The following is a 20523-nucleotide window of genomic DNA, read 5'->3' as shown; positions in this document are numbered from 1 at the left end:
TCTACATGTTGGCTACTTTAGTTAGAGTGCTAATGACGTTGTCTTCAACTAGAGGCTTTATTAGAAAATGACTTGCCCCATTAATGATTGCCTCTTTAACAAACGACTCTTGCCCCATTGCTGACACCATAACTACCTTAGCTTTCGGATTCATTTGCTTTATGGCTTTAAGTGCCTCAATTCCAGTCATTTCAGGCATTGTAATATCCATTGTAATTAGGTCAGGCTGTAGTTGTTCGTACTTTTTCACACCAATAGCTCCGTTTTCAGCTTCTCCTACTACCTCAAAACCATGTTTCTCCAGCATAATTTTCAAGGCGAGACGAATAAAGCTTGCATCATCCACAATTAAAACTCGTTTCATATAAACCACACCCCACTAAATATATTATTTTATCCTAAATAATTCCATAATGACATCAAATGCCGACAGCAACTTGTTTTTTAAAGAGAAATTACGCCCCTCCATACGCCAAGTTAAACAAATTGTTCTAAAGCTACCGAAAATAATGTCAGCAAGAATATTACTGTCAATGGTTCCCTTAATTTCTCCAGCTTGTTGAATTTCCTCGATAATCTGTTTGAGGTAATCTAAACGTTTGCTATAAATATCCTTTACCTTGCCACTAAGGACTGTATCATAGTTAAATACATCATATAGTTGAGCTACCGCGGTGATCGCCGGATAATTCTCATAGTAAGTAGCATAGGCGTCTACCCAAAAGTGAATCATATCAATAGCTCTTTTATTCTCGGCTCTACGCGCCAAGGTAGACTCAAAAATAGCAAGATCAAATTTTGAAAAATGATCTAACACGGCAAGTATAATCTCATTTTTGCTTTTAAAATGTTTAAATAAGGTTCCTTCTGATATTCCCTGTCTTTTCGCTAACTCTTTGGTAGACAAACCATGAATTCCCAAATCATCGATAATTTCAATAGCCGTCAAGACGACACTTTCCTTACGATGAAGTAATGATATAGCCATATAAGCCTCCAGACGATTGCGAGTGAGCACTCGCCCTCCTAGATAAATTTTACACATAATGATAAATTCTGTCAATATATACTAAATATATTTATTATAAATTTTCACTTGCGACTAGGAGCAGAGTAGCCTTCTTCCAATGAAATCTTGCCTTGTGTAGCTATTCTACGATTTCTAACTTTAATTCACTTCTATGTTTACATAAACTACACCCCTAAACTTAGACACTATTTTCATAGTGTCTAAGTTTAGGGGTGTAGTTCAGTCTGTATATGGAGTTTCTTAATCTTATTAGGCAAGTCCAGTCGTAACACGTGAAAGAAATGCTTTCGTCCGCGCATCTTGGGGATGATTAAAAATGACATCTGGTGTATTATCTTCGACAATGATACCATCTTCGACATAAATAATTCGGGAAGCAACTTCGCGGGCAAAGGCAATTTCATGAGTGACGATCAGCATGGTTAAGCCTTCCTTAGCCAGTTCACGCATAACGGCTAAAACTTCACCAACCATTTGCGTATCCAGTGCCGAAGTTGGTTCATCCATTAGCAAGACTTGGGGCTGAATAGCAAGTGCACGAGCAATCGCTACTCTTTGCTTTTGTCCACCTGATAACTGATGCGGCTTAGCATTGATATATTGCGCCATGCCAACTTTCTCCAAAAAGTGGAGTGCCGTTTGCTTAGCTTTTACCTTGTCTTGTTTTAACACCTTTACTAATCCTACCATGCAGTTCTCAAGCACAGACATATTATTAAACAGATTAAACTGTTGAAACACCATACCAACCTTTGTCCGATATAGTGTTAGCTTATCCTGTTCTTCCACTACGTTTTGTTCATCGTGAATAATTTCGCCTGAGGTCGGTATTTCCAGCATGTTGATGCAGCGAAGCATCGTGGATTTGCCAGAGCCTGACGCACCAATAATACAAATGACATCTCCCTGAAAAACATCAAAGCTGATATCTTTGAGAATTTCACGCTTACCAAAATATTTAACCAAATTCTTAATTTTCAATATCTGCTGTGGTTCTATTGCGAACACTTTATTATCCATACTTCTACTTCTCGCCTTTCTTTGGAGTAAACGGCCCACATGGATCAGCTAACAGATCATGCGTAACTAATGAATAGTTGTCAGGTCCGTCCATTCTCTTTTCTATCCATAATAGAAAGCGTGAAACCGCAAAGGTCATAATAAAATAAATCGCACAAGTAATAAAGAAAACTTCAAAATATCGATAATAGGCACCGGCGGCTGATTTAGATAAGAAATATAACTCAGTTACAGAAATAACATTGAGTACCGAGGTATCTTTGATATTAATAATCAGATTATTACCAATTTGTGGCATAATATTACGTAAAGCTTGTGGTAAAATAACACAGGACATAATCTGAAAATGATTCATGCCAATCGCTTTGGCAGCCTCTTTTTGGCCGACATCAATAGAAATAATACCGCCGCGGACAGTCTCAGCCATATAGGCACCAGTGTTTACGGAAACGACAATAAAGCCTGCTAACAGCGGTGACATATCGATATTGTAAACTTGCATCGAGCCATAGTATACAACCATCGCCTGTACAATCATGGGTGTACCGCGAAACAACTCAACATATGCTGCTAAGATGGCTCTGATACATCGATAGAATCCTCGTTTAACAAGCCCATCTTTAGGATTAATCGGGATAGTTTGTAAAATACCTACGAATAAACCAATTACACAGCCAATTATGGTACCACCGACAGCCAATAGCAGTGTAACTAAGGCCCCTTTTACAAAAAGCACACCATATTGCTGCAGAAGAAAATAAACCCACCCAAAAAAAGTTACCGGCATAGCACTTGTCATATTTCTTTCCACCTTGATCGAAATAAATTTCAGGGATGGCTAAATGCCATCCCATTAATACTACTTATTGTTTTGCTAACGGTTGTTTCTTTATGGCTTCTTCCATCAATTTGTTGCGATCATCTTCAGTCATTGCAGTCAATGCTTTATTAATTTTCGTTAATAACTCATTACTTTTCCCTTTAGCAACCGCAATACCCATTTCAATTTCTTCTCTCTCGACCTTAAAGCCTTGTCCACCCTTGAAATCCAACATCACTAATTCAGGATTGGAGAAGACAGCCGCCATTGCCGTTGGCTTATCAGTAGCCAGAACTTCTACCTTACCAGAAGTTAGTGCAACAATCATACCAGGTACATTATCAATAGCAGGTTGAATCTTCGCATCAGGAATTTGTTTTAGCAAATCATACCAAACAGTATTAAGTTGTGATGTAGCAACAGCGCCTTTGAGATCATTTATATTCTTAGCAGCAGCAAAAGAACTGCCTTTCTTCGTAAGAGCAACAATATCCGCGTTATAATACACAGAAGAAAAATCGACTGTTTCTTTACGCTTACTGGTAATACTCATTCCGGCGATAGCTGCGTCAATCTTACCGGCATTTACTGCGGGAGCTAAACCATCCCACTCAATCTTATGGATTTCCAGTTCATAGCCCATAGATTCAGCAATTTTTTTAGCTATCATTACATCATAGCCCATAGCATATTCTTGACTGTCTTTAATTTTCACCGCTCCGTTATCAGCAGTAGTCTGGGTCCAGTTAAAAGGAGCATATCCACATTCCATTCCAACCCTAAACACCTTTTTGTCTGCTGCTTTTTGGTCGCCAGAGCACCCTGTCATCATCGCGCCAAATGCAAATATTGCTAAGCAGAGTACAATTCTTAGCATCGTTTTGTAACTTTTCATCCTCACTCAACCTTCCCTCACCCTATCAATATTAAGGTAATTGTAGCAATACATAGGAATAAATGTCAAGCTGTATATATACTTGTTGAAACGATATTCTTGTCCTTTGTTTCCAGAGAAATACCCTATAGGTTAGACTTATCTAGCAGTCTAACCTATAGGGTATATTTTAAGTTACATTATTCAACCAATTACAGCTTACATCGCGGCCTTATAGATACCAATTATATCATTAAGAGTAGCAGTACGTGGGTTAAATAGGCTGCAAATATCCTTTAATGCATTTCCAGCCATAACCTCGAAATCCTTTTCGTTAGCCTTTAACTGAGCGAGGCCGGAAGGAATACCAATATCAGTGGATAATTTCTGAATAGCTGTTATCGCTTTATCAGCAGCATCACGAACAGATAGACCTTGTATATTTTCGCCCATTGCTATGGCAACATCAACAAAACGTTCTGGGCAGGCAATAATATTAAATATTTCAACATGAGGGAGTAAAATAGCATTGCATACACCGTGCGGTAGGTTGTATAAGCCGCCTAATTGATGAGCCATAGCATGGACATATCCCAAACCGGCATTGTTAAATGCCATTCCAGCTAAGTATTCAGCATACGCCATTTTGTCACGTGCCTCCATATTTTGACCATTGGCAACTGCATTTCGCAAATTAGTGGCGACCAGTTTGATGGCCATCAGAGCCGCTGAATCAGTTACCGGTGTAGCGGCAATGGAAACATATGCTTCAACGGCATGAGTTAATGCATCCATACCGGTCGCAGCAGTGAGAGCCGGTGGCATACCAACCATCAATAAAGGATCATTAATTGCAACATTAGGAGTAGTGTGCCAGTCAGCAATAGCCATTTTTACATGGTTAGAAGTATTGGTAATAACAGCAAATCGAGTCATCTCAGAAGCAGTCCCGGCTGTGGTGTTTACGGCTATAAACGGCGGCATTGGTTTCTTAGACTTATCAAGACCTTCATAGTCACGAATGTCTCCGCCATTGGTAGCCAACAAGCCAATTCCCTTACCACAATCGTGAGCACTACCGCCACCCAAGGTTAAAATGGTATCAGAGCCGCTTTCCTGGTAACATTTTAAACCATCATGAACGTTTTTGTCGGTTGGGTTTGGTTCTGCTCCCGCAAAAAGGGTAACCTTGATACCCTCCGCTTCCAGCATTGCCTTAATATCGTCGGCCATCCCACCTGGGCGACCTAGGTAAGCATCAGTAACAAGGAATACACTCGTACCACCAAGAGTTTTCACTTGTGCAGGAACTTGTTTGTGTGCTCCCACTCCCATCAGGCTCACAGTAGGAATAAAATACCCATAGACTTGCTCACCAATAGCCATAAATAAATCCTCCTTAGGGCAAAGCCCATTTCTTAACTTATTACTTATTGTATTGCAAGCATCATGCCAAAATCAGATTAACAAATATTACAATGTAAAAGACCCAATTCATCAACTAAATCCGTATTTTAAAAAAGGTTAATCATGAAATATGTGGAAAATATGTATCAGTGTAATAACAGTGTCCGTGGACGTGTGTTTTATATATGAAACACTATAGTGTATAGCTGCTGGAGGTGGAATATGGCTAGCCTATTAAAAAGTTTTATTCACGGAAATGATACCAGGGTAATAAATAAAGTCCCGCCGCCCATCTTCCAATCATGGAAAAGATGCCGGGGACTAAATGTTAATCATGAACAGCTCTTTCAAGATGATATTTTGCAATCGAACAGCCTGAACGAATTATTAGATAGCTCTGAACAACTGATTCGTACCGCAAAACCAATCCTGCAACATATATTTAGTTTATTACGTACAGGTAAATATCAAATCATGCTCAGCAACAATGATGGATATATACTGGAAACCCTTGGCAATCCCTCATTTGTTAACAAAACTGAAAAAATTTTCTTAACTCCCGGTGTTAACTGGCGGGAAAATTTAAAGGGTACAAATGGGATAGGTACCGTACTTATCGAACAAACGCCTTTAGCTATTCCTGGTTGGACACACTATTCGCTGCCTGTTAGCTTTTTAGATTGTTGGGCTTCTCCTATTAATTCCAGTGACGGAAACTTAATTGGAGTACTTAATATTTCTGGCGAGGCCGGTGCTACGCATAACCATGTAATGGAGATAGCCACCCTGGGAGCAGCTATGATTGAACAAAGCCTCGCAATCGCTGAAATGAAAGCAAGATTTAATCTTTCCAAGAGAGATATAGATGCTTTAGGTAAAACCTTTACCAATAGCTTAGTATCTGTTTATAAAGGTGATTCAATACAGACAGAACAACAAAACTTCTTTATACCGATTTCGTTTAATCACACAGTAGAATGTGAAACTCAATGGCGTGGCCGCAGTCCAAAAACTCATTCTGTCCTTGATATCGCTATGCGCGCAACGCGGACAGACTCAACCGTTCTCATCCAAGGTGAAAGTGGTACTGGCAAGGAAATTATCGCTAGAATTATCCATAACTCCAGTGCACGAAAGGAAAAGCCGTTTGTAACATTAAATTGTGCAGCAATTCCCCCTAACCTCGTAGAAAGTGAACTCTTTGGTTACACTGGCGGCGCATTTACAGGAGCAAAGCGGAGTGGACAACCGGGGAAATTTGAGCTAGCAAGTTCAGGAACGATATTCTTAGATGAAATTGGTGATATGCCATTTCCTGTTCAGGCTTCGCTGCTACGAGTCCTGCAACAAAAAGAGGTTTATCGGATTGGTGATAATAAGCGTCGAGTAATGGATGCCCGTGTTATTGCTGCAACGAATCAAGACCTGCGTCAGATGGTAACCCAAGGCAAATTTCGCTTAGATTTATATTATCGTCTGAAAGTTATTTCTATAGAAATTCCTCCACTAAGAGAACGAATTGAGGATATTTGGGATCTGGCACCCTATTTTGCTGAAAAACTCTGCAAAAAATTTGGCTTCCCGCGTATGGATATCAGTCCAGAGTTATTTCACCATTTAGTTAATAATCAATGGCCAGGTAATGTACGTCAGTTAGAAAACTGTATCGAGAATATGATAGCTTTATCGACAGGCACATCCACATTAACCATTGCAGACCTACCTATTGAATACACAACTAATTTTCAATGCTCAAGCACCAGTCTTGAAGATCAAATATCGCAGCAATCTGCCCAGCTCGAAAGGAAACTGATTATTCAGGCATTAAAAGATGTTAACGGTAATATCGCTGCTGCAGCCCGAAAGCTAGGTATAGGCCGCACTACACTGTATCGCAAAATGGACAAATTAGATGTCGTATTTCCGTAAACCAAGGGCTCATTCCTCTGCCTGGATTCTTACTAATAGCAGCATTGGCACCTGTAGGCTTTTACTCAATTTGCAAGTAAAGCTCGTATTAACGCAATAGTAGCATCTACTGTCTTCCCATTTTTATCTAACAAGGGGTTTGCTTCTACAAATTCAGCTGAGGTAATTACATTATATTTCGCAAGTAATTTCATTGCTTCAATATTTTGTTCAAGATATATTCCACAATCTACAGGTGTCCCTACTCCACAACTATCCTTGGGATCAACCACATCCAAATCATAACTCAGATGAATACCATCGCATTTTGAAGCCAAATATGAAACAGTCTCATCAATAACATTGCCTATACCTATCCTATATACATCTTCTGAAGTAAATATTTTTATTTGTTTTCTATAGATAAATTCTTGTTCTCCCGGATCCATATCACGCACTCCAATTAGTACAATATGCTCTGCCTGAACCTTATTTTTATATCCACCAACCTCAATTAAATCTGAGTGTCCTACCCCGATGCTTGCGGCTAACGGCATCCCTTGGATATTCCCGCTAGGTGAAGTTTCCCCAGTATTACTATCCGCATGGGCATCATACCATATAACACCTAAATTATGATAATGCTTGGCAATACCGGCTAACGTTCCTATGGCAATACTGTGATCACCACCTAGAATAAGAGGAAATCTTCCACTAATAACAACTTCCGAAGCTTTTAAGGCCAAAAGTTCAACACTATCTCGAACGGCTTCTAAATTCCTGATAGTACAGTTGATATCAGCAGTGCAGTAACATGGTTCTGTAAATTCCATATCCAAATTCCCACTATCAACTATATCAATACTTTGTGACTGTAAATGCTTCATAAGACCAGCCTCACGAATTGCATCAGGTCCTAACTGTGTACCATTTTTGGATTGACCAAGCCACATCGGTGCTCCAATAACTGTGATTTTCTTCATATATGTACCTCTTTTACTTACCAATAATTTAGGTACTTCCTGTCCCTAAACCTTGAATAATGCAACTTTAACTATTGCCCTATCAATAATAAGTAGTTTTCACATTAGATACAAAACTCCTGCCAAATCCAAAATGATTTGACAGGAGTTCTATTGTTTTTTCGCAGTTACTAATGATACGGTTCCCCATATCATACCTAACGGCGAAAATACATTTAAACAAGTAAAACCTGACTCTCAAGCTTCGTTGCTTAACTCATTTAAGCAAAGCAAAATGAGCATATTCAATAACCGCCCCCTGACACTCTGTAGTTTTTGTAGCGTGACAATGGTAAAATATTAATGGAATACTTTTACTTTCTATGCCGCAACCGTGCCACAGAAAACAAGTAGTTATTTTTTCGAGGGATATGAGGGGAAAATCCATGAATGAGTATATTACGATAAAGAATGCGCGGGTTCATAACTTAAAAGGTATTGATGTTACAATTCCAAAAAATAAACTAACAGTTATTACCGGCGTATCAGGAAGCGGTAAGTCAAGCCTTGCCTTTGACACGCTTTATGAAGAAGGTAAAAGGCGCTATTTAATGTTTTCAGGCACACAATTTATGGTAGATAGCACCCCGACATTTGATAGTATATCGGGACTTTCTCCAACCGTTGCAGTAGAGCAACGTATTATCCGTCAATCAAACCCACGTAGCACAGTTGGAACAAGAACAAAAATAAGTAATATGCTCGCAATGCTCTTCGCAACGTATGGTGAACGCGACAACAAATATGATGATGGTCAGCCTCTTTCAATGGAGATGTTTCAGAAAAATTCTCCTAAAGGTATGTGCGTAAAATGTTTAGGCAGCGGGATTATTAAACGGCTTGATGAAGAAAAGTTGTTTGCTGATTCGTCACAAAAAATAGAAGATGTTTCTCTTGGTTTAGGTAAGCGAGGAAGCACTAGAAAAATGCTTGATAGCTTTTATAAATACCATAACCTTTTGCCAACACAAAAACTATCCACACTGACAGATGAACAATTATTTTTTTTGAAATATGGCGATAATGGTAAGTCATCCTTTATGGGATTTATACCGTGGATAACACATATTACAAATGGCGCTTTAGCTACATCAGGCCGTCTAGAATATCTCTTAACCAACGCCGGATATATGAATAAATGCTCTTGCCCTAAATGCGGAGGAACAGGGCTTGGCGAACAAGCTTCGCACACGGTTATTATGGGTAAAACCATTGCTCAACTTGAAAAAATGTATATTAAAGACCTATATATTTTTTTGGAAAAAGCCACTTTGAAGCAAACGCCATTACTTGGTGAGATACTATTAAAGCTACACTGCATGGTTGATGTTGGCTTACATCATCTTGTGCTTTCACGCCCTGTCCCTACACTTTCCGGCGGCGAGATTCAAAGATTATTCTTAGCTTCATACATTATCGCAGAAATGGACAGCATTATTTTCATATTTGATGAACCGACAATAGGGCTGCATGAAGTAGAAAAAGCAAAGCTAATTAAAATCCTTAAAAATCTTGTTGAACGCGGAAATACGGTAATAACTGTTGAGCATGATGAAAACTTCATGCGCTGTGCCGATTATATTATTGACTTAGGGCCAAACGCGGGAATATATGGCGGTGAAAAGATTTTTCAAGGTTCATTTAACGAATTTTTATATTGCGAACATTCAAATACCGCTCTCTATTTGAAAAATGAAAGCATTTTTCCGGTAAAAAAAACGTATAAAACAATTAATACAAAAAAAATTTTAAAGATAGAAAATGCCTGCTTACATAATTTACAGAATATAACTGTTACTATTCCATTGGGCTTAATGGTCGGCGTTGCAGGGGTGTCAGGCAGCGGCAAATCAAGCCTTGTTTCCGATACGCTCGTACCAAAATTAAAAGATATTTTGAATACAAAATGCGTGATTGATGATGAGGATGATGAAACCGCATATGAGACCGATAATGTGGCAATCAGCGGAACGGAACATATAAAAAAGTGCCTTGTTATAGACCAAAAGCCAATCGGTAGAAGCCGTACCTCTTGCCCTGCCACCTATACAGGTATGTTTGACCGCATTCGCGCTTTATTTGCTCAAAAAAGCGGCTTACCGGCAGGATTGTTTACCGTAAACTCCCAAGGTGGCTGTAAAGTATGCAAGGGTGACGGCGAGGTACACTATCATGTAGGTTTTGGTAATTTTATAGATTTGGAGTGTGAATCATGCGGAGGTACAGGATTTATTCCTGAAGCACTGGAAGTAATTCTTGATGGTAAAAACATCAGAGACATTTTGGCCTTAACTGTTGATGAGGCGGCGGAATTCTTCAAAGGTAAAGATAAGCCCATTGAAAACATGCTTGCTACACTTTTACGTGTCGGAATGGGCTATATTACTCTTGGACAGAAAACACCTACCATATCCGGCGGCGAAAGCCAACGGATTAAGCTTGCGAAAGAACTGTCAAAGGGGCAAAATGCCAAAGATATCGTTTATATATTGGACGAGCCTACCACAGGGCTTTCTTTTCACGACAGTTTACGGCTTATGAAACTAATGCAAGAGCTTGTGGATAAAGGCAATACTGTCATTGTTACAGAACACGACCCGTACGTGCTGTCAAACTGCGATTATATAATTGAAATGGGAGTTGGTGGAGGTAGTGACGGCGGAAATATAATTGCGACAGGAACTCCTGCTAAATTAAAAGCTGATAGAAATTCTATTATAGGACGGTATTTGAAGTGAATGAGGAACTAACAAAACTTACAGATAAATATATCAAACAAAAACGATACCGGCTGATAAACAGCGTTTTGCTTTATAAGGATTCCGAACTTATTTTAGCGAGATATTACAATGGATTTGATGAAAATAGCCGTAATAACATTAAATCTATTTGGAAAAGCATTTTGTCCATTTGTATAGGCATCTGTTTGGATAAGAGATATATTAAGCACCTTGATGAGCCAATTGCAAATTATCTTGATGAGTTTGCAGAAAATAATCACCCATATCATAAACTGATTACAATTCGGCATTTGCTTACCATGACGTCGGGAATGTATTGGACTGGTGGCATTCATTATCATTGCCCAATGCTTGAACAGCTCTGGAGAGCAGAAAACTGCATAGGACAGCTTGCTGACACAGCTATGGCTAATGTACCCGGAACAAAGTTTGTATATAAAGAATGGGATGTTATATTATTATCAGCGATTATTGGTAAAGTAGCAGAAAAAGGTGCATATGTGTTTTGTAAAGAAAATCTATATGAACCTCTTGGAATAACAAGTGGCGCATGGGCTAAATTTTCAAATGGTGTTGATTATACCATAAGTAAAAATCCGAATCATGAGGCGCAGTCTGATTTGTCAGCTTGCGACCTTGCCAAAATCGGTTTTTTATTTCTGGATAATGGAAAAGATATTGTCGATGAGAGATATGTCAAAGCAGCAGTTTTGCCATCACAAAATGCCAAAGAGTATGGATTTTTATGGTGGTTATTTGATGGAGGTTACGCTTGCCGGGGATATGGAGGGCAAGCGATAACTATTCTGCCGAGAAAAAATATAGTGTATGTTATTCAAGCAACTCCGACCGCACAAAGCAAAAGTTATAGTGATGTTTTTGATAATATTGTTCAGATGATATGAATAAATCAGTAGGGCAAACAGGGCAGTTTTCCATTACACAAAGTAATCCACTTTAGCCTCTGGAAAGTACTCCTTTGCCTGTGCAAACATATATTTCTTTAATGTTGCTATTGTCTTATCTTGATAAAGGTATTTGCCATAACCGAATTGCCCATATTTAAATCGTCGCGCTTCCTCATCCAGGGGGAGCGTTGTTTGCGGAAACAAATCTAGTATCTGACTTTTTGCCCGCTTAGTAAAACGATGACTGATAAATTCAAAGGTAATATCCCTACGGGCTGTCTGGGGCAACTGGTCATTTAGGGATTGGAACAACCAGTCATATTCTTCCTCCCACCCCTCGAATTGAAGAATAGGAGCAATGATAAACCCCAGCGGGTAACCGGCATCAGCCACTTTGACCGCTGCTGCCACCCGTTCCGCCGCCGTTGGTGTTAAATGCTCATATTTTCGTATCACAGTTGGGGCGTTGAGGCTAAAACGAAACCGTGTCCGGCCATTATGCCTAACAGCCAAAAGAGAGTCAACATCCGTAAACTTCGTGACAAACCGAAACCGTCCCAATGTTCGCTCGGCAAAAAATTCAATTGCTTGCCGCAATACTCCTGTCAGGTATTCTGTAGGAATAGGGTCAGAAGTGGCCGCTCCTTCAAAAATGGTGACATCCGGCTCGCGTTCAGCTATATATTCATCGGCCTGTTCTAATATTTGCTCATTGTTGACATATACACGCAAGTATGGCTTTTTGCCTAGCGTTGTGGCCAAATAACAGTACTCACACATACCGGGACAACTAGTATTTAATGGAAGCTGGTAATGGGCCGATGGCTTGCATGCTGAAAATTTAGTACTTCGGCGCACGCCTACAACAAGAGTACGTTTGGCTTCACTAAAAGTCTGCTGTTGGTTTTTCCCCGGGATGCCGGTAACACGGTTATGAGACCCTGTTAACTCAATAGGCACTGATAAATCCAGCAATTTATCATAGATCTTTTTGCCAAGCGGAAATTCTAACGCCTGAGGCTCAAAAAAAGCTCGTTTAGGTACAAAGCGCATATACTTCACTCCTATAATATTTGAGCCTAGTATGCGTCATCCTAACATTTTCTAGTAGCGCGAAGGTACGTTTTCGCCCCAGGAGTCCCGGGCGACTCAGAGAGACAGTTCCGCCGAGTCTGTCCTGGAAGCGGTACGGACTGGAAGTCCGTGGTTTTTACTATGCGCATTGAAATAAAAGGAGCAATGGAACCGTCAGACTGTGTGAAAAGTAGATATTATTGATTACATAAATGACCAAATATGATAAAATATAGATATAGAATAAAGTGCAAGAAGGTGGATGTATGGGCTATATAAAGGGTGAAGAACGGAATCAAACCTATCTGTTTCCTGAAAGCTTCGACGAGTACATTCATGAAGAGAATCCTGTTCGTATCATCGATGAATATGTTGAACAGTTGGATATGAAGGAGCTAAAATTTCAGAAAGCAGTCTGCTCGAACAATGGACGTCCACCCTATAACCCCAAAGATCTGCTTAAACTTTATCTGTATGGATATCTTAATCGAATCCGCTCGTCCCGTAGACTTGAACACGAGGCGCGTCGCAATATAGAAGTAATTTGGCTTTTAAAGAAACTTAAACCTGATTTTAAAACAATTGCTGATTTCCGTAGAGATAATAAAAAAGCACTAAAGGCTGTATTTAGGCAATTTGTCCGTTTGTGCGATGAATGGGATTTGTTCGGCAAGGAAATGGTAGCCATAGACGGTACAAAGATTCGTGCTTGCAATAGCAAGCGAAATAATTATAGCGCAAAAAAACTAGAGCGACACATCCAATATATCGACGAAAAAATCGATACATATCTTAAGGATCTAGAAGTTGGCGATCAAGCCGAAGCCGCTGATAGAAAACTTAGTGCCGATGAAGTCCAAAAGCGAATACAAGAACTCCGTAATCGTAAGCAAAAATATGAGCACTACCAAGAACAACTACATAAAACCGGGGATAACGAAATCTCCACTAACGATCCTGATGCCAGATTGATGTGCAATAACAATAATAACGTGGATGTAAGCTATAATATACAAACGACGGTAGATGCTAAGAATAAGTTGATTGCTGATTTTAAAGTAACTACTAATCCAAACGATCTTGGTGAATTGGACAACATGGCGCTTCGCGCTAAAACCGTATTTGGAGCTAAGACCCTAGAAGTTCTAGCCGATAAGGGCTATTATAAAGCAGAAGATCTGAAAAAATGTGTAGCAAAACATATCACGCCCTATGTAACCAAGCAAGTCTATTCAAATGGAACTGGAAATAGAGACTTTTATACTGATAGATTTCGCTATGATTCCGAAAAGAAAGTATACATATGCCCAGCAGGCAAAGAGCTATATTTCGCTAAGAACCGAAGTAGCAAAGCTAGAGGGATTTATGGATACGAGTATAGAAATTATGATGCCTGTAGTTCCTGCCAATATAAAGAGCGCTGCACTAAGAGCCAAAAAGGACGTAGTATCTGCCGTCATGTCGATCAGGATTTTTTAGACACTATCGATCTGCAGACTGAAATTAACAAGGAAAAATATCAGCTTAGGCAAATGATTATAGAGCACGTCTTTGGCACAATAAAACGAGGATGGGGAGCGTACTACTTTCTGACCAAGCGAAAGCTGTCGGTCAGCGGGGAGATTGCTTTGTCCTTTTTGGCCTATAACTTTAGGCGAGCCATAAATCTATTAGGACCGAAAGAAATTTTAAAAAGACTGCGGGAAAAACGAGAACTAGCCCTGGGATAAACAAGGCTGATTCTCATTTTTTTTATATTCCAGTATCAATTAGTGACGGTGCGGGTTTTTGTCTAGTAAAAAATCATTTTTACAGTGAAATATTAAGGGCGTTTTCACACGGTCTGACGTCCAATGTCATAAAGCTTAACTTACATAATTTTACACGGAACGTTTTTTGTTAATCGGATATTTATTTTTTCTTGAAGGTTCTCTTCGAGGAAAGCTCCTGTTCGGTCGTACGGGGACAAGATTCTTGGTTATATTACTCATTGCTTTATCAAATAAAATTATTCGTTTTTTAGGGTCGTCCTCATGGAAACACTCTATTAGTGTTCTCGTCATCTTTGATATTAATATATTCATGTTCACTTTATATTCGTATTTCAAACCTTCTTTATTTAATTTTGCGGTTTCATTTGCTTCCGCTTTTGCCATGGTCATAATGTTTGATAAATATATTGTTGCATAAAAATCCTGCATGATAGCAATCGGATTAACTCCTGAAAAGTTTTCAAGTTCATATCTGCTTTTTAGCTGACTGTATTTAACTTCAATTCCCCAGCGTTTAAAATAGAGAACTTTGAAATCATCAGTAGTTAGATCCACATTCATAATATTGGTAACTAGCTTTTCTACTTCGCCAGTTGGCAAAATGACGTTAATTATTCTCACTGTTAAAGTCTTATTTTTATGAGTAAGCGTAATAAGTTGATCCGGATTATTTGCTCTGTCAAATTCCGGATGAAATTTATTAACCTTTACTCTCATCAAGTATTTCAATTGTTTGCTTTCTAAAAAATCAAACATATCTTTTGATGGATAACCCCGATCAAATAAAAACAGGTCATTTTGAAAGCCTTTAAGTTCAAGTCTTTCAATAAGATATTTTGCTACATCTCTTTCGGCAGCTTTCCATGTGCGGATATCAGATTCAAGTATGATATCATTTTCTATATCATATATTACACATACCATCGCCCTTGCTTGCTGCCTATCGCTTTGGTTATGATAATATCCGAAATGTTCTCTGTTATTAACTGTATTTGGAATTTCAGTAATGCTGCCGTCAATCGAAAGCAATCGATAACCCTTATACTTATTAAAGTCACCATCGCTGTAAAACCAATTTATATATTTTTCATTCAGCTGTATAAACGCATCTGGTTTAATTTTTTGTCTCAGTTGCGAAAAGGCTTGTTTTGTCATAGTATTTTCCCCGCCTAAAAATTCAAACCAATCATCTATTTCAATTTGTAGCGTTTTTCTTAATCCTTTTAAAATGAAATATATTGCATCCTTAAAATTCATTTTAGCAGTATTTTTTGTAAAATATGTGCTTTTGGTACGGTTGGTGAGCATAAAAAGAGAATCATTAATTTGCTCTTTGGCTATTTCAAGAGAAGTCATAAATTTTTTTAACATCATTATATCACCCAACAATGAGAGGATATACCCTAAAAGGGGTATTCACCTCGATTATTGGGATACTTCTAAAAAGTCAAGTGTTTTTACGATTTCTCAAAATTTTTCTGGTTTTCAATCAATTACCTATTTGTTACAGTTAAGCTTTATGACATTGGTCTGACGTCCCCGTGCTCCTTTTTTCATTGTCTTAAGTTAGGTTACAGTTCAAAACGCGAAATTCCGGCTTTTTCTAAATCAGAAACAATCTTATTTTGTTGTTATAATAGCTATTGTTGTTTTCCTTCTAAAGCAGCAATCTTTGCCTTCATGGTTTCTAAATCCTGATGTAACACATTAATGCTTTTTTGCAGGTTTTGAACTTGTGTATTTGAGGAACTGTCCGATTTTGTTGATGGAGGATTAGACGATACTACCGCTTGTATTAGCAGGATGTTTTGCCCCAATGATTCTACAAAGTTCCCCAAAATATTTAATTGGTCTTCGTTAAGCTTATCAGCTACTATTATCGCTAGTAAAGCTGCGAGCAATACCTGCTGCTCAGAGTCAAGAGAAAAGAGAATTGATTCTTCCATAAGCTACCCACCTGATACATTTTATAAACTATATGATGACACTAAGCAATGGATAACTTAATTTTTCTGTTTGTGCAAGAGTCACGGGACGGCAGAAGACATAGACAAGCTAATTAAAGTCAGCCCCAACTATCAATAAAGAGGAAAAATACATACTTTTACCATTACGTCCCAAAGTCCCGCATACCAACTCTCAATATTTTAATAAACCTTTTATGTCTTTTTATAAAAATTTTATAAATGCTTTAAAGCCAGTTTAAATTCCTTTTTTATAATAATCTCATAACAAATCAAGGAGGTTATTAGTACAATGAATAAAATTAAATTTTTGTATGATGTGGTCAAAACAATGAAAGGGAAAGATATTTTTAATGGTGTAGCAACAGCTGAAGTGCAAAAAGATCAAGTAAAGATTTTTTATGTGAAAAATGAATTTGAAAAAAATCTGCTAACATATGAAACTAAGGCAACTATCACTACCGACTTAGACTATGAAGGAAAGCAAATCAAACACCAAAGTACTACCAAATTCACTAACCATTGCCCCGGTCAGGGCATACACCATAGACTAAGACATATGCATCATACTGGTCGCAAGTGCGGGGGTATAAAAGAAAAATTAACAAAGCTGGCCTTTGTATTAAATCTCTTAAATAACATCCAATTTAATGAACAGGAAGATAAAACTACTCTTATTACATTAGATATGTCCGAAATACCCGAAGATATCAAAGCTCTAATCCAAGAGAAACTGAGTCATGCTGATTCCTGTCACAATCACGATCAACATTGCTTTATAAAAGAATTCTGCTCCATCGAAAAAGGTAATTTGTCATTGGCTATGTCCGTTAATAAGGACTACGAGTTGGAGAAAATCGTGATTGCCTTTGACGGAACACAAAATAATGCAGAGCATGTACTAAATATAGTGACTGAATTACAACTTCTCTCATGTAAAATTCAAAAGAATTAATATCCAATCCACATTCGTTCTATCGTGAGCTATATCAGAACTACGAACAGTTTAATACTAACTCGCGAAATAATAATCCCGGTCCAGAAGCTGTATCCATGGCTATCCAAAAGGCACTTGAAGCTTCAAAACCAAAAGCACGAATCTCGCAGCCGTTCCTACTGTAAACTATCTGATAACTAAGTTGGGTGACAGTATGAAGGACAATATAGTAAAATCCTTATTTAAAATTAATTCACTCTGAAAGACTCATGCGGAATGGCTTAATACTAAAGTGTTAACCTTCCGCAAAAACCATAAAAGATTATTATTACTACGGGGTGCAAACTGAAATAATGTTTTGCCCCCCTTTAGTTATTTGCAATATAATATAGTTATAAGAGAAAAAGTGCAGGTGATTTATATCTTCAAGTGTAAACGACCTTATAGCAATTCTAACTCAGACAAACAATGTGAAGATCAATTTATTGAAAAATTCCGAATGATCCATAGACATCATCACCGAGAATTCCGGCGATATCATCGTTATTTTCGCTATTTTCGTCCAGCCATTGTATTATTTAATATCTTGATTTTATACCTATTATTTAGTTGGGTAGGATTCAAAGGAATTGGTATTTTTTTCGCAATTCTCATTAGTGTTAAAGAAGTTTTCCAGTTTATTTTTATCCTGCGCTTAGAGAAGAGGATATTCACGCCCATTGATAAACTTAAGTCAGGCGTAGATGAAATTGCCAAGGGTAACTATAATGTAAAAGTAGAATGCGATATCCCCAATGATCTCGGTTTGCTGATTTTTTCTTTTAACGAGATGGCGCAAAAATTAGCAGAAAGCGAAAAACTGCAAATCGAGTATGAGGAAAATAGAAAAACGCTTATTGCTAATATTTCACATGATTTAAAAACACCAATAACAGCCATTCAAGGCTATATTGAGGCCTTACTGGATGGCAGTATCAAAAGTGAGAGGGACAAAGACAAGTACCTAAGTATTATTCATCACAATACTGTTTATATCAATAAACTCATAGATGATCTTTTTCTTTTTTCCAAACTTGATATGCAAAAATTAGATTTCTCTTATGAGCCTGTACAAATTTGCGCTTTTATGAATGATTTCATGGAAGAATATAGGTTTGACCTTGAAGAAAAAAATATCAAGTTCCGCTATATCTCAGAACTTGAAACTGACTATTGCGTATATCTAGATGGCAAAAGATTTCATCAGGCTTTTAACAATATTATAAGTAATGCCATCAAACATGGACCGGAAAATGATTTATCCATCACAATCAACTTAACTCTACAGCAAAATTTTATCTGTCTTGACATTAAAGACAATGGGCCCGGAATCCCTGCGGATAAACTTCCCTATATCTTTGATCGCTTTTATCGTATCGATATGGAACGAAAGAAAGACTATGTATGCACAGGATTGGGACTGGCGATAGCACGAGAACTAATAGAGGCTCACAACGGAAAGATTTCTGTTTCAAGTATAGAAAATGAAGGCACTTGTTTTACAATAATGCTCCCAATTTCAAAAGAGCATGGGGATGAGGTTACGCTATGAAACGAATTTTAATTATTGAAGACGACATCGATATCGCTGAGTTAGAACGTGACTATCTCCAATTAAATGGCTATCACGCCGAAATCGTTCAAGATGGATTCACCGGACTAAAAAAAGCAATCACTGGGATGTATGATGTTATTGTTGTAGATTTGATGTTACCACATAAAGATGGCTTTGAAATTATTAGAGAGGTTCGAAAAAACCTAGAAATCCCCATTATCGTTGTATCAGCTCGAAATGAGGATATTGATAAAATCAGAGGATTGGATTTTGGCGCAGATGATTATTTAACCAAACCCTTTAGTCCTGCTGAATTGATCGCTAGGATTAAGTCGCACATCAGACGCTATGAACGTCTCAAAGGCCATACTATCTCTGAGACAATAGAGCACAAAGGGTTGGAAATCAGCACAGCTTCCCATAAAGTCACAGTAAATGGCATAAGCGTACAAATGACAACGAAGGAATACGATCTTTTATTATTCTTGGCTACCAATCCAAACATTGTTTTTAGCAAATCACACATTTTTGATACCATATGGGGCGACGAGTTTTGTGGCGACACCGCAACAGTTGCTGTGCATATCCAAAAAATACGAAAAAAAATTGAGAAAGATCCATCCAACCCAGAATTTATTGAAACCCTCTGGGGAACCGGCTATCGCTTTAATTCCTAACTATTCTGTTATTTCGTAAAGATTTTTACCATCTTATAAAAATAAGGCTATTCGGAATAAGCCGTTGCTGCCACCGCGAAAGTAGTTGTTTTCTTGACCACATGAAACTTGTCAATAACAGGTATTGTGACTTTAAGCATAAGTTTGCCAGAATGGCAAGCTTATGCTTAATTTATTGTGTTTGAAAATTAACGGTATATAATTTTGATACATGACACCGAAGTTGAAATTAAGACTATTTAAATTTATCTTAATCGCTGAGTCAAGACTCCCGCCTCTACAGGCGGCGTCAGTTCAGGTGGAGTAGACTCTCCACCTGAACCCCCGATGTTTCAGCTCTGCTGAAACGAGTTCACTCGATTACTTAGATGTTATTTTACGCAATTGTTGCTCCATTTAATTAATTCGACAAATATGGCTCTTAGGTTATTACCTTTATCGGTCATAGAGTACTCAACACGGGGCGGAACTTCAGGATAAACAGTTTTGGTTATTACTCCATTATTTTCTAATTCATGCAATCTAAGAGACAATGTTTTAGGACTTATTCCTTGTAATGACCTTTGTAATTGACTAAATCGTTTAGTGCCGTCATAAAGATTCCATAAAATTAAAAACGTCCATTTGCTTCCAATAATAGAAAGGGTATTTTTTATCGCAGCACTGCATTTTCCGCAAGTACAACATTTATCCATAATTTCCTCCGGTATAGTAGCTTTAAAAAATGTAACTACTTCCATTTTTTAAATAATATGTATACTATTAATATAACATA

Annotated in this window: 18 protein-coding genes; 7 read left to right on the top strand and 11 right to left on the bottom strand. The window is 38.0% G+C overall.

Annotated features, from left to right (window positions below):
- Nucleotide 1: 1 nt before the first annotated feature.
- The 6 genes from ACZ449_RS23345 to ACZ449_RS23320 form a co-directional block, all read right to left on the bottom strand.
- Nucleotides 2-364 (bottom strand): response regulator, encoded by a 363-nt coding sequence (locus tag ACZ449_RS23345; RefSeq protein ID WP_464258437.1) that lies wholly within the window; start codon nt 362-364, stop codon nt 2-4.
- Between the two features lie 24 nt (nt 365-388).
- Nucleotides 389-988 carry a TetR/AcrR family transcriptional regulator gene (locus ACZ449_RS23340; RefSeq protein ID WP_464258436.1) on the bottom strand — a complete coding sequence of 200 codons (600 nt, stop codon included), beginning with the start codon at nt 986-988 and terminating at the stop codon, nt 389-391.
- Nucleotides 989-1279: 291 nt separating this feature from the next.
- Complete coding sequence (locus tag ACZ449_RS23335) at nt 1280-2014, bottom strand: amino acid ABC transporter ATP-binding protein (RefSeq protein ID WP_464261929.1); 735 nt, start codon at nt 2012-2014, stop codon at nt 1280-1282.
- Between the two features lie 40 nt (nt 2015-2054).
- Nucleotides 2055-2849 (bottom strand): amino acid ABC transporter permease, encoded by a 795-nt coding sequence (locus ACZ449_RS23330; RefSeq protein WP_464258435.1) that lies wholly within the window; start codon nt 2847-2849, stop codon nt 2055-2057.
- A 64-nt stretch (nt 2850-2913) separates the two neighbouring features.
- Nucleotides 2914-3765 carry a transporter substrate-binding domain-containing protein gene (locus tag ACZ449_RS23325; RefSeq protein ID WP_464258434.1) on the bottom strand — a complete coding sequence of 284 codons (852 nt, stop codon included), beginning with the start codon at nt 3763-3765 and terminating at the stop codon, nt 2914-2916.
- Nucleotides 3766-3963: 198 nt separating this feature from the next.
- Complete coding sequence (locus tag ACZ449_RS23320; RefSeq protein WP_464258433.1) at nt 3964-5130, bottom strand: iron-containing alcohol dehydrogenase; 1167 nt, start codon at nt 5128-5130, stop codon at nt 3964-3966.
- 243 nt (nt 5131-5373) lie between these two features.
- On the opposite strand from ACZ449_RS23320, the gene ACZ449_RS23315 reads away from it, so the two are divergent.
- Complete coding sequence (locus tag ACZ449_RS23315; RefSeq protein WP_464258432.1) at nt 5374-7080, top strand: sigma-54-dependent Fis family transcriptional regulator; 1707 nt, start codon at nt 5374-5376, stop codon at nt 7078-7080.
- A 65-nt stretch (nt 7081-7145) separates the two neighbouring features.
- Here ACZ449_RS23315 and rocF read toward each other — a convergent pair whose 3' ends face one another.
- Entirely contained in the window at nt 7146-8042 is an 897-nt protein-coding gene (gene rocF, locus ACZ449_RS23310) for an arginase (protein ID WP_464258431.1), read from the bottom strand.
- A gap of 425 nt (nt 8043-8467) precedes the next feature.
- Here rocF and ACZ449_RS23305 point away from each other — a divergent pair, with 425 nt between their 5' ends.
- A complete protein-coding gene (locus ACZ449_RS23305; protein ID WP_464258430.1) occupies nt 8468-10819 on the top strand; it encodes an excinuclease ABC subunit UvrA in 2352 nt (783 codons plus the stop codon).
- On the top strand, nt 10816-11727 hold the full coding sequence (locus ACZ449_RS23300; RefSeq protein WP_464258429.1) for a serine hydrolase domain-containing protein: 912 nt from the start codon (nt 10816-10818) through the stop codon (nt 11725-11727). The genes ACZ449_RS23305 and ACZ449_RS23300 overlap by 4 nt, the downstream gene beginning before the upstream one ends.
- A 33-nt stretch (nt 11728-11760) precedes the next feature.
- Here the strand turns inward: ACZ449_RS23300 and splB are convergent, their stop codons facing one another.
- Nucleotides 11761-12783: a spore photoproduct lyase gene (splB, locus tag ACZ449_RS23295; protein ID WP_464258428.1), complete on the bottom strand. Its 1023-nt coding sequence runs from the start codon at nt 12781-12783 to the stop codon at nt 11761-11763.
- A gap of 287 nt (nt 12784-13070) precedes the next feature.
- Here splB and ACZ449_RS23290 point away from each other — a divergent pair, with 287 nt between their 5' ends.
- Nucleotides 13071-14534 (top strand): IS1182 family transposase, encoded by a 1464-nt coding sequence (locus ACZ449_RS23290; RefSeq protein WP_464258427.1) that lies wholly within the window; start codon nt 13071-13073, stop codon nt 14532-14534.
- A 150-nt stretch (nt 14535-14684) separates the two neighbouring features.
- Here the strand turns inward: ACZ449_RS23290 and ACZ449_RS23285 are convergent, their stop codons facing one another.
- Complete coding sequence (locus tag ACZ449_RS23285; protein WP_464258426.1) at nt 14685-15950, bottom strand: IS4 family transposase; 1266 nt, start codon at nt 15948-15950, stop codon at nt 14685-14687.
- 266 nt (nt 15951-16216) lie between these two features.
- A complete protein-coding gene (locus ACZ449_RS23280) occupies nt 16217-16522 on the bottom strand; it encodes a hypothetical protein (protein ID WP_464258425.1) in 306 nt (101 codons plus the stop codon).
- Nucleotides 16523-16832: 310 nt separating this feature from the next.
- Here ACZ449_RS23280 and ACZ449_RS23275 point away from each other — a divergent pair, with 310 nt between their 5' ends.
- The 3 genes from ACZ449_RS23275 to ACZ449_RS23265 all read left to right on the top strand — a co-directional run bounded on the left by ACZ449_RS23275 (nt 16833) and on the right by ACZ449_RS23265 (nt 19748).
- A complete protein-coding gene (locus tag ACZ449_RS23275) occupies nt 16833-17495 on the top strand; it encodes a hypothetical protein (RefSeq protein ID WP_464258424.1) in 663 nt (220 codons plus the stop codon).
- Nucleotides 17496-17883: 388 nt separating this feature from the next.
- Nucleotides 17884-19068 carry a sensor histidine kinase gene (locus ACZ449_RS23270; RefSeq protein WP_464258423.1) on the top strand — a complete coding sequence of 395 codons (1185 nt, stop codon included), beginning with the start codon at nt 17884-17886 and terminating at the stop codon, nt 19066-19068.
- A complete protein-coding gene (locus ACZ449_RS23265; protein ID WP_464258422.1) occupies nt 19065-19748 on the top strand; it encodes a response regulator transcription factor in 684 nt (227 codons plus the stop codon). The genes ACZ449_RS23270 and ACZ449_RS23265 overlap by 4 nt, the downstream gene beginning before the upstream one ends.
- A gap of 371 nt (nt 19749-20119) precedes the next feature.
- On the opposite strand, the gene ACZ449_RS23260 is transcribed toward ACZ449_RS23265, so the two are convergent.
- Complete coding sequence (locus ACZ449_RS23260; RefSeq protein ID WP_464258421.1) at nt 20120-20443, bottom strand: winged helix-turn-helix transcriptional regulator; 324 nt, start codon at nt 20441-20443, stop codon at nt 20120-20122.
- Nucleotides 20444-20523 lie beyond the last annotated feature (80 nt).

It is taken from the genome of Desulfosporomusa polytropa, from assembly GCF_055380075.1.
Note: the sequence above shows the minus strand (reverse complement) of the source record. Positions and strands in the feature narration are given on the sequence as shown.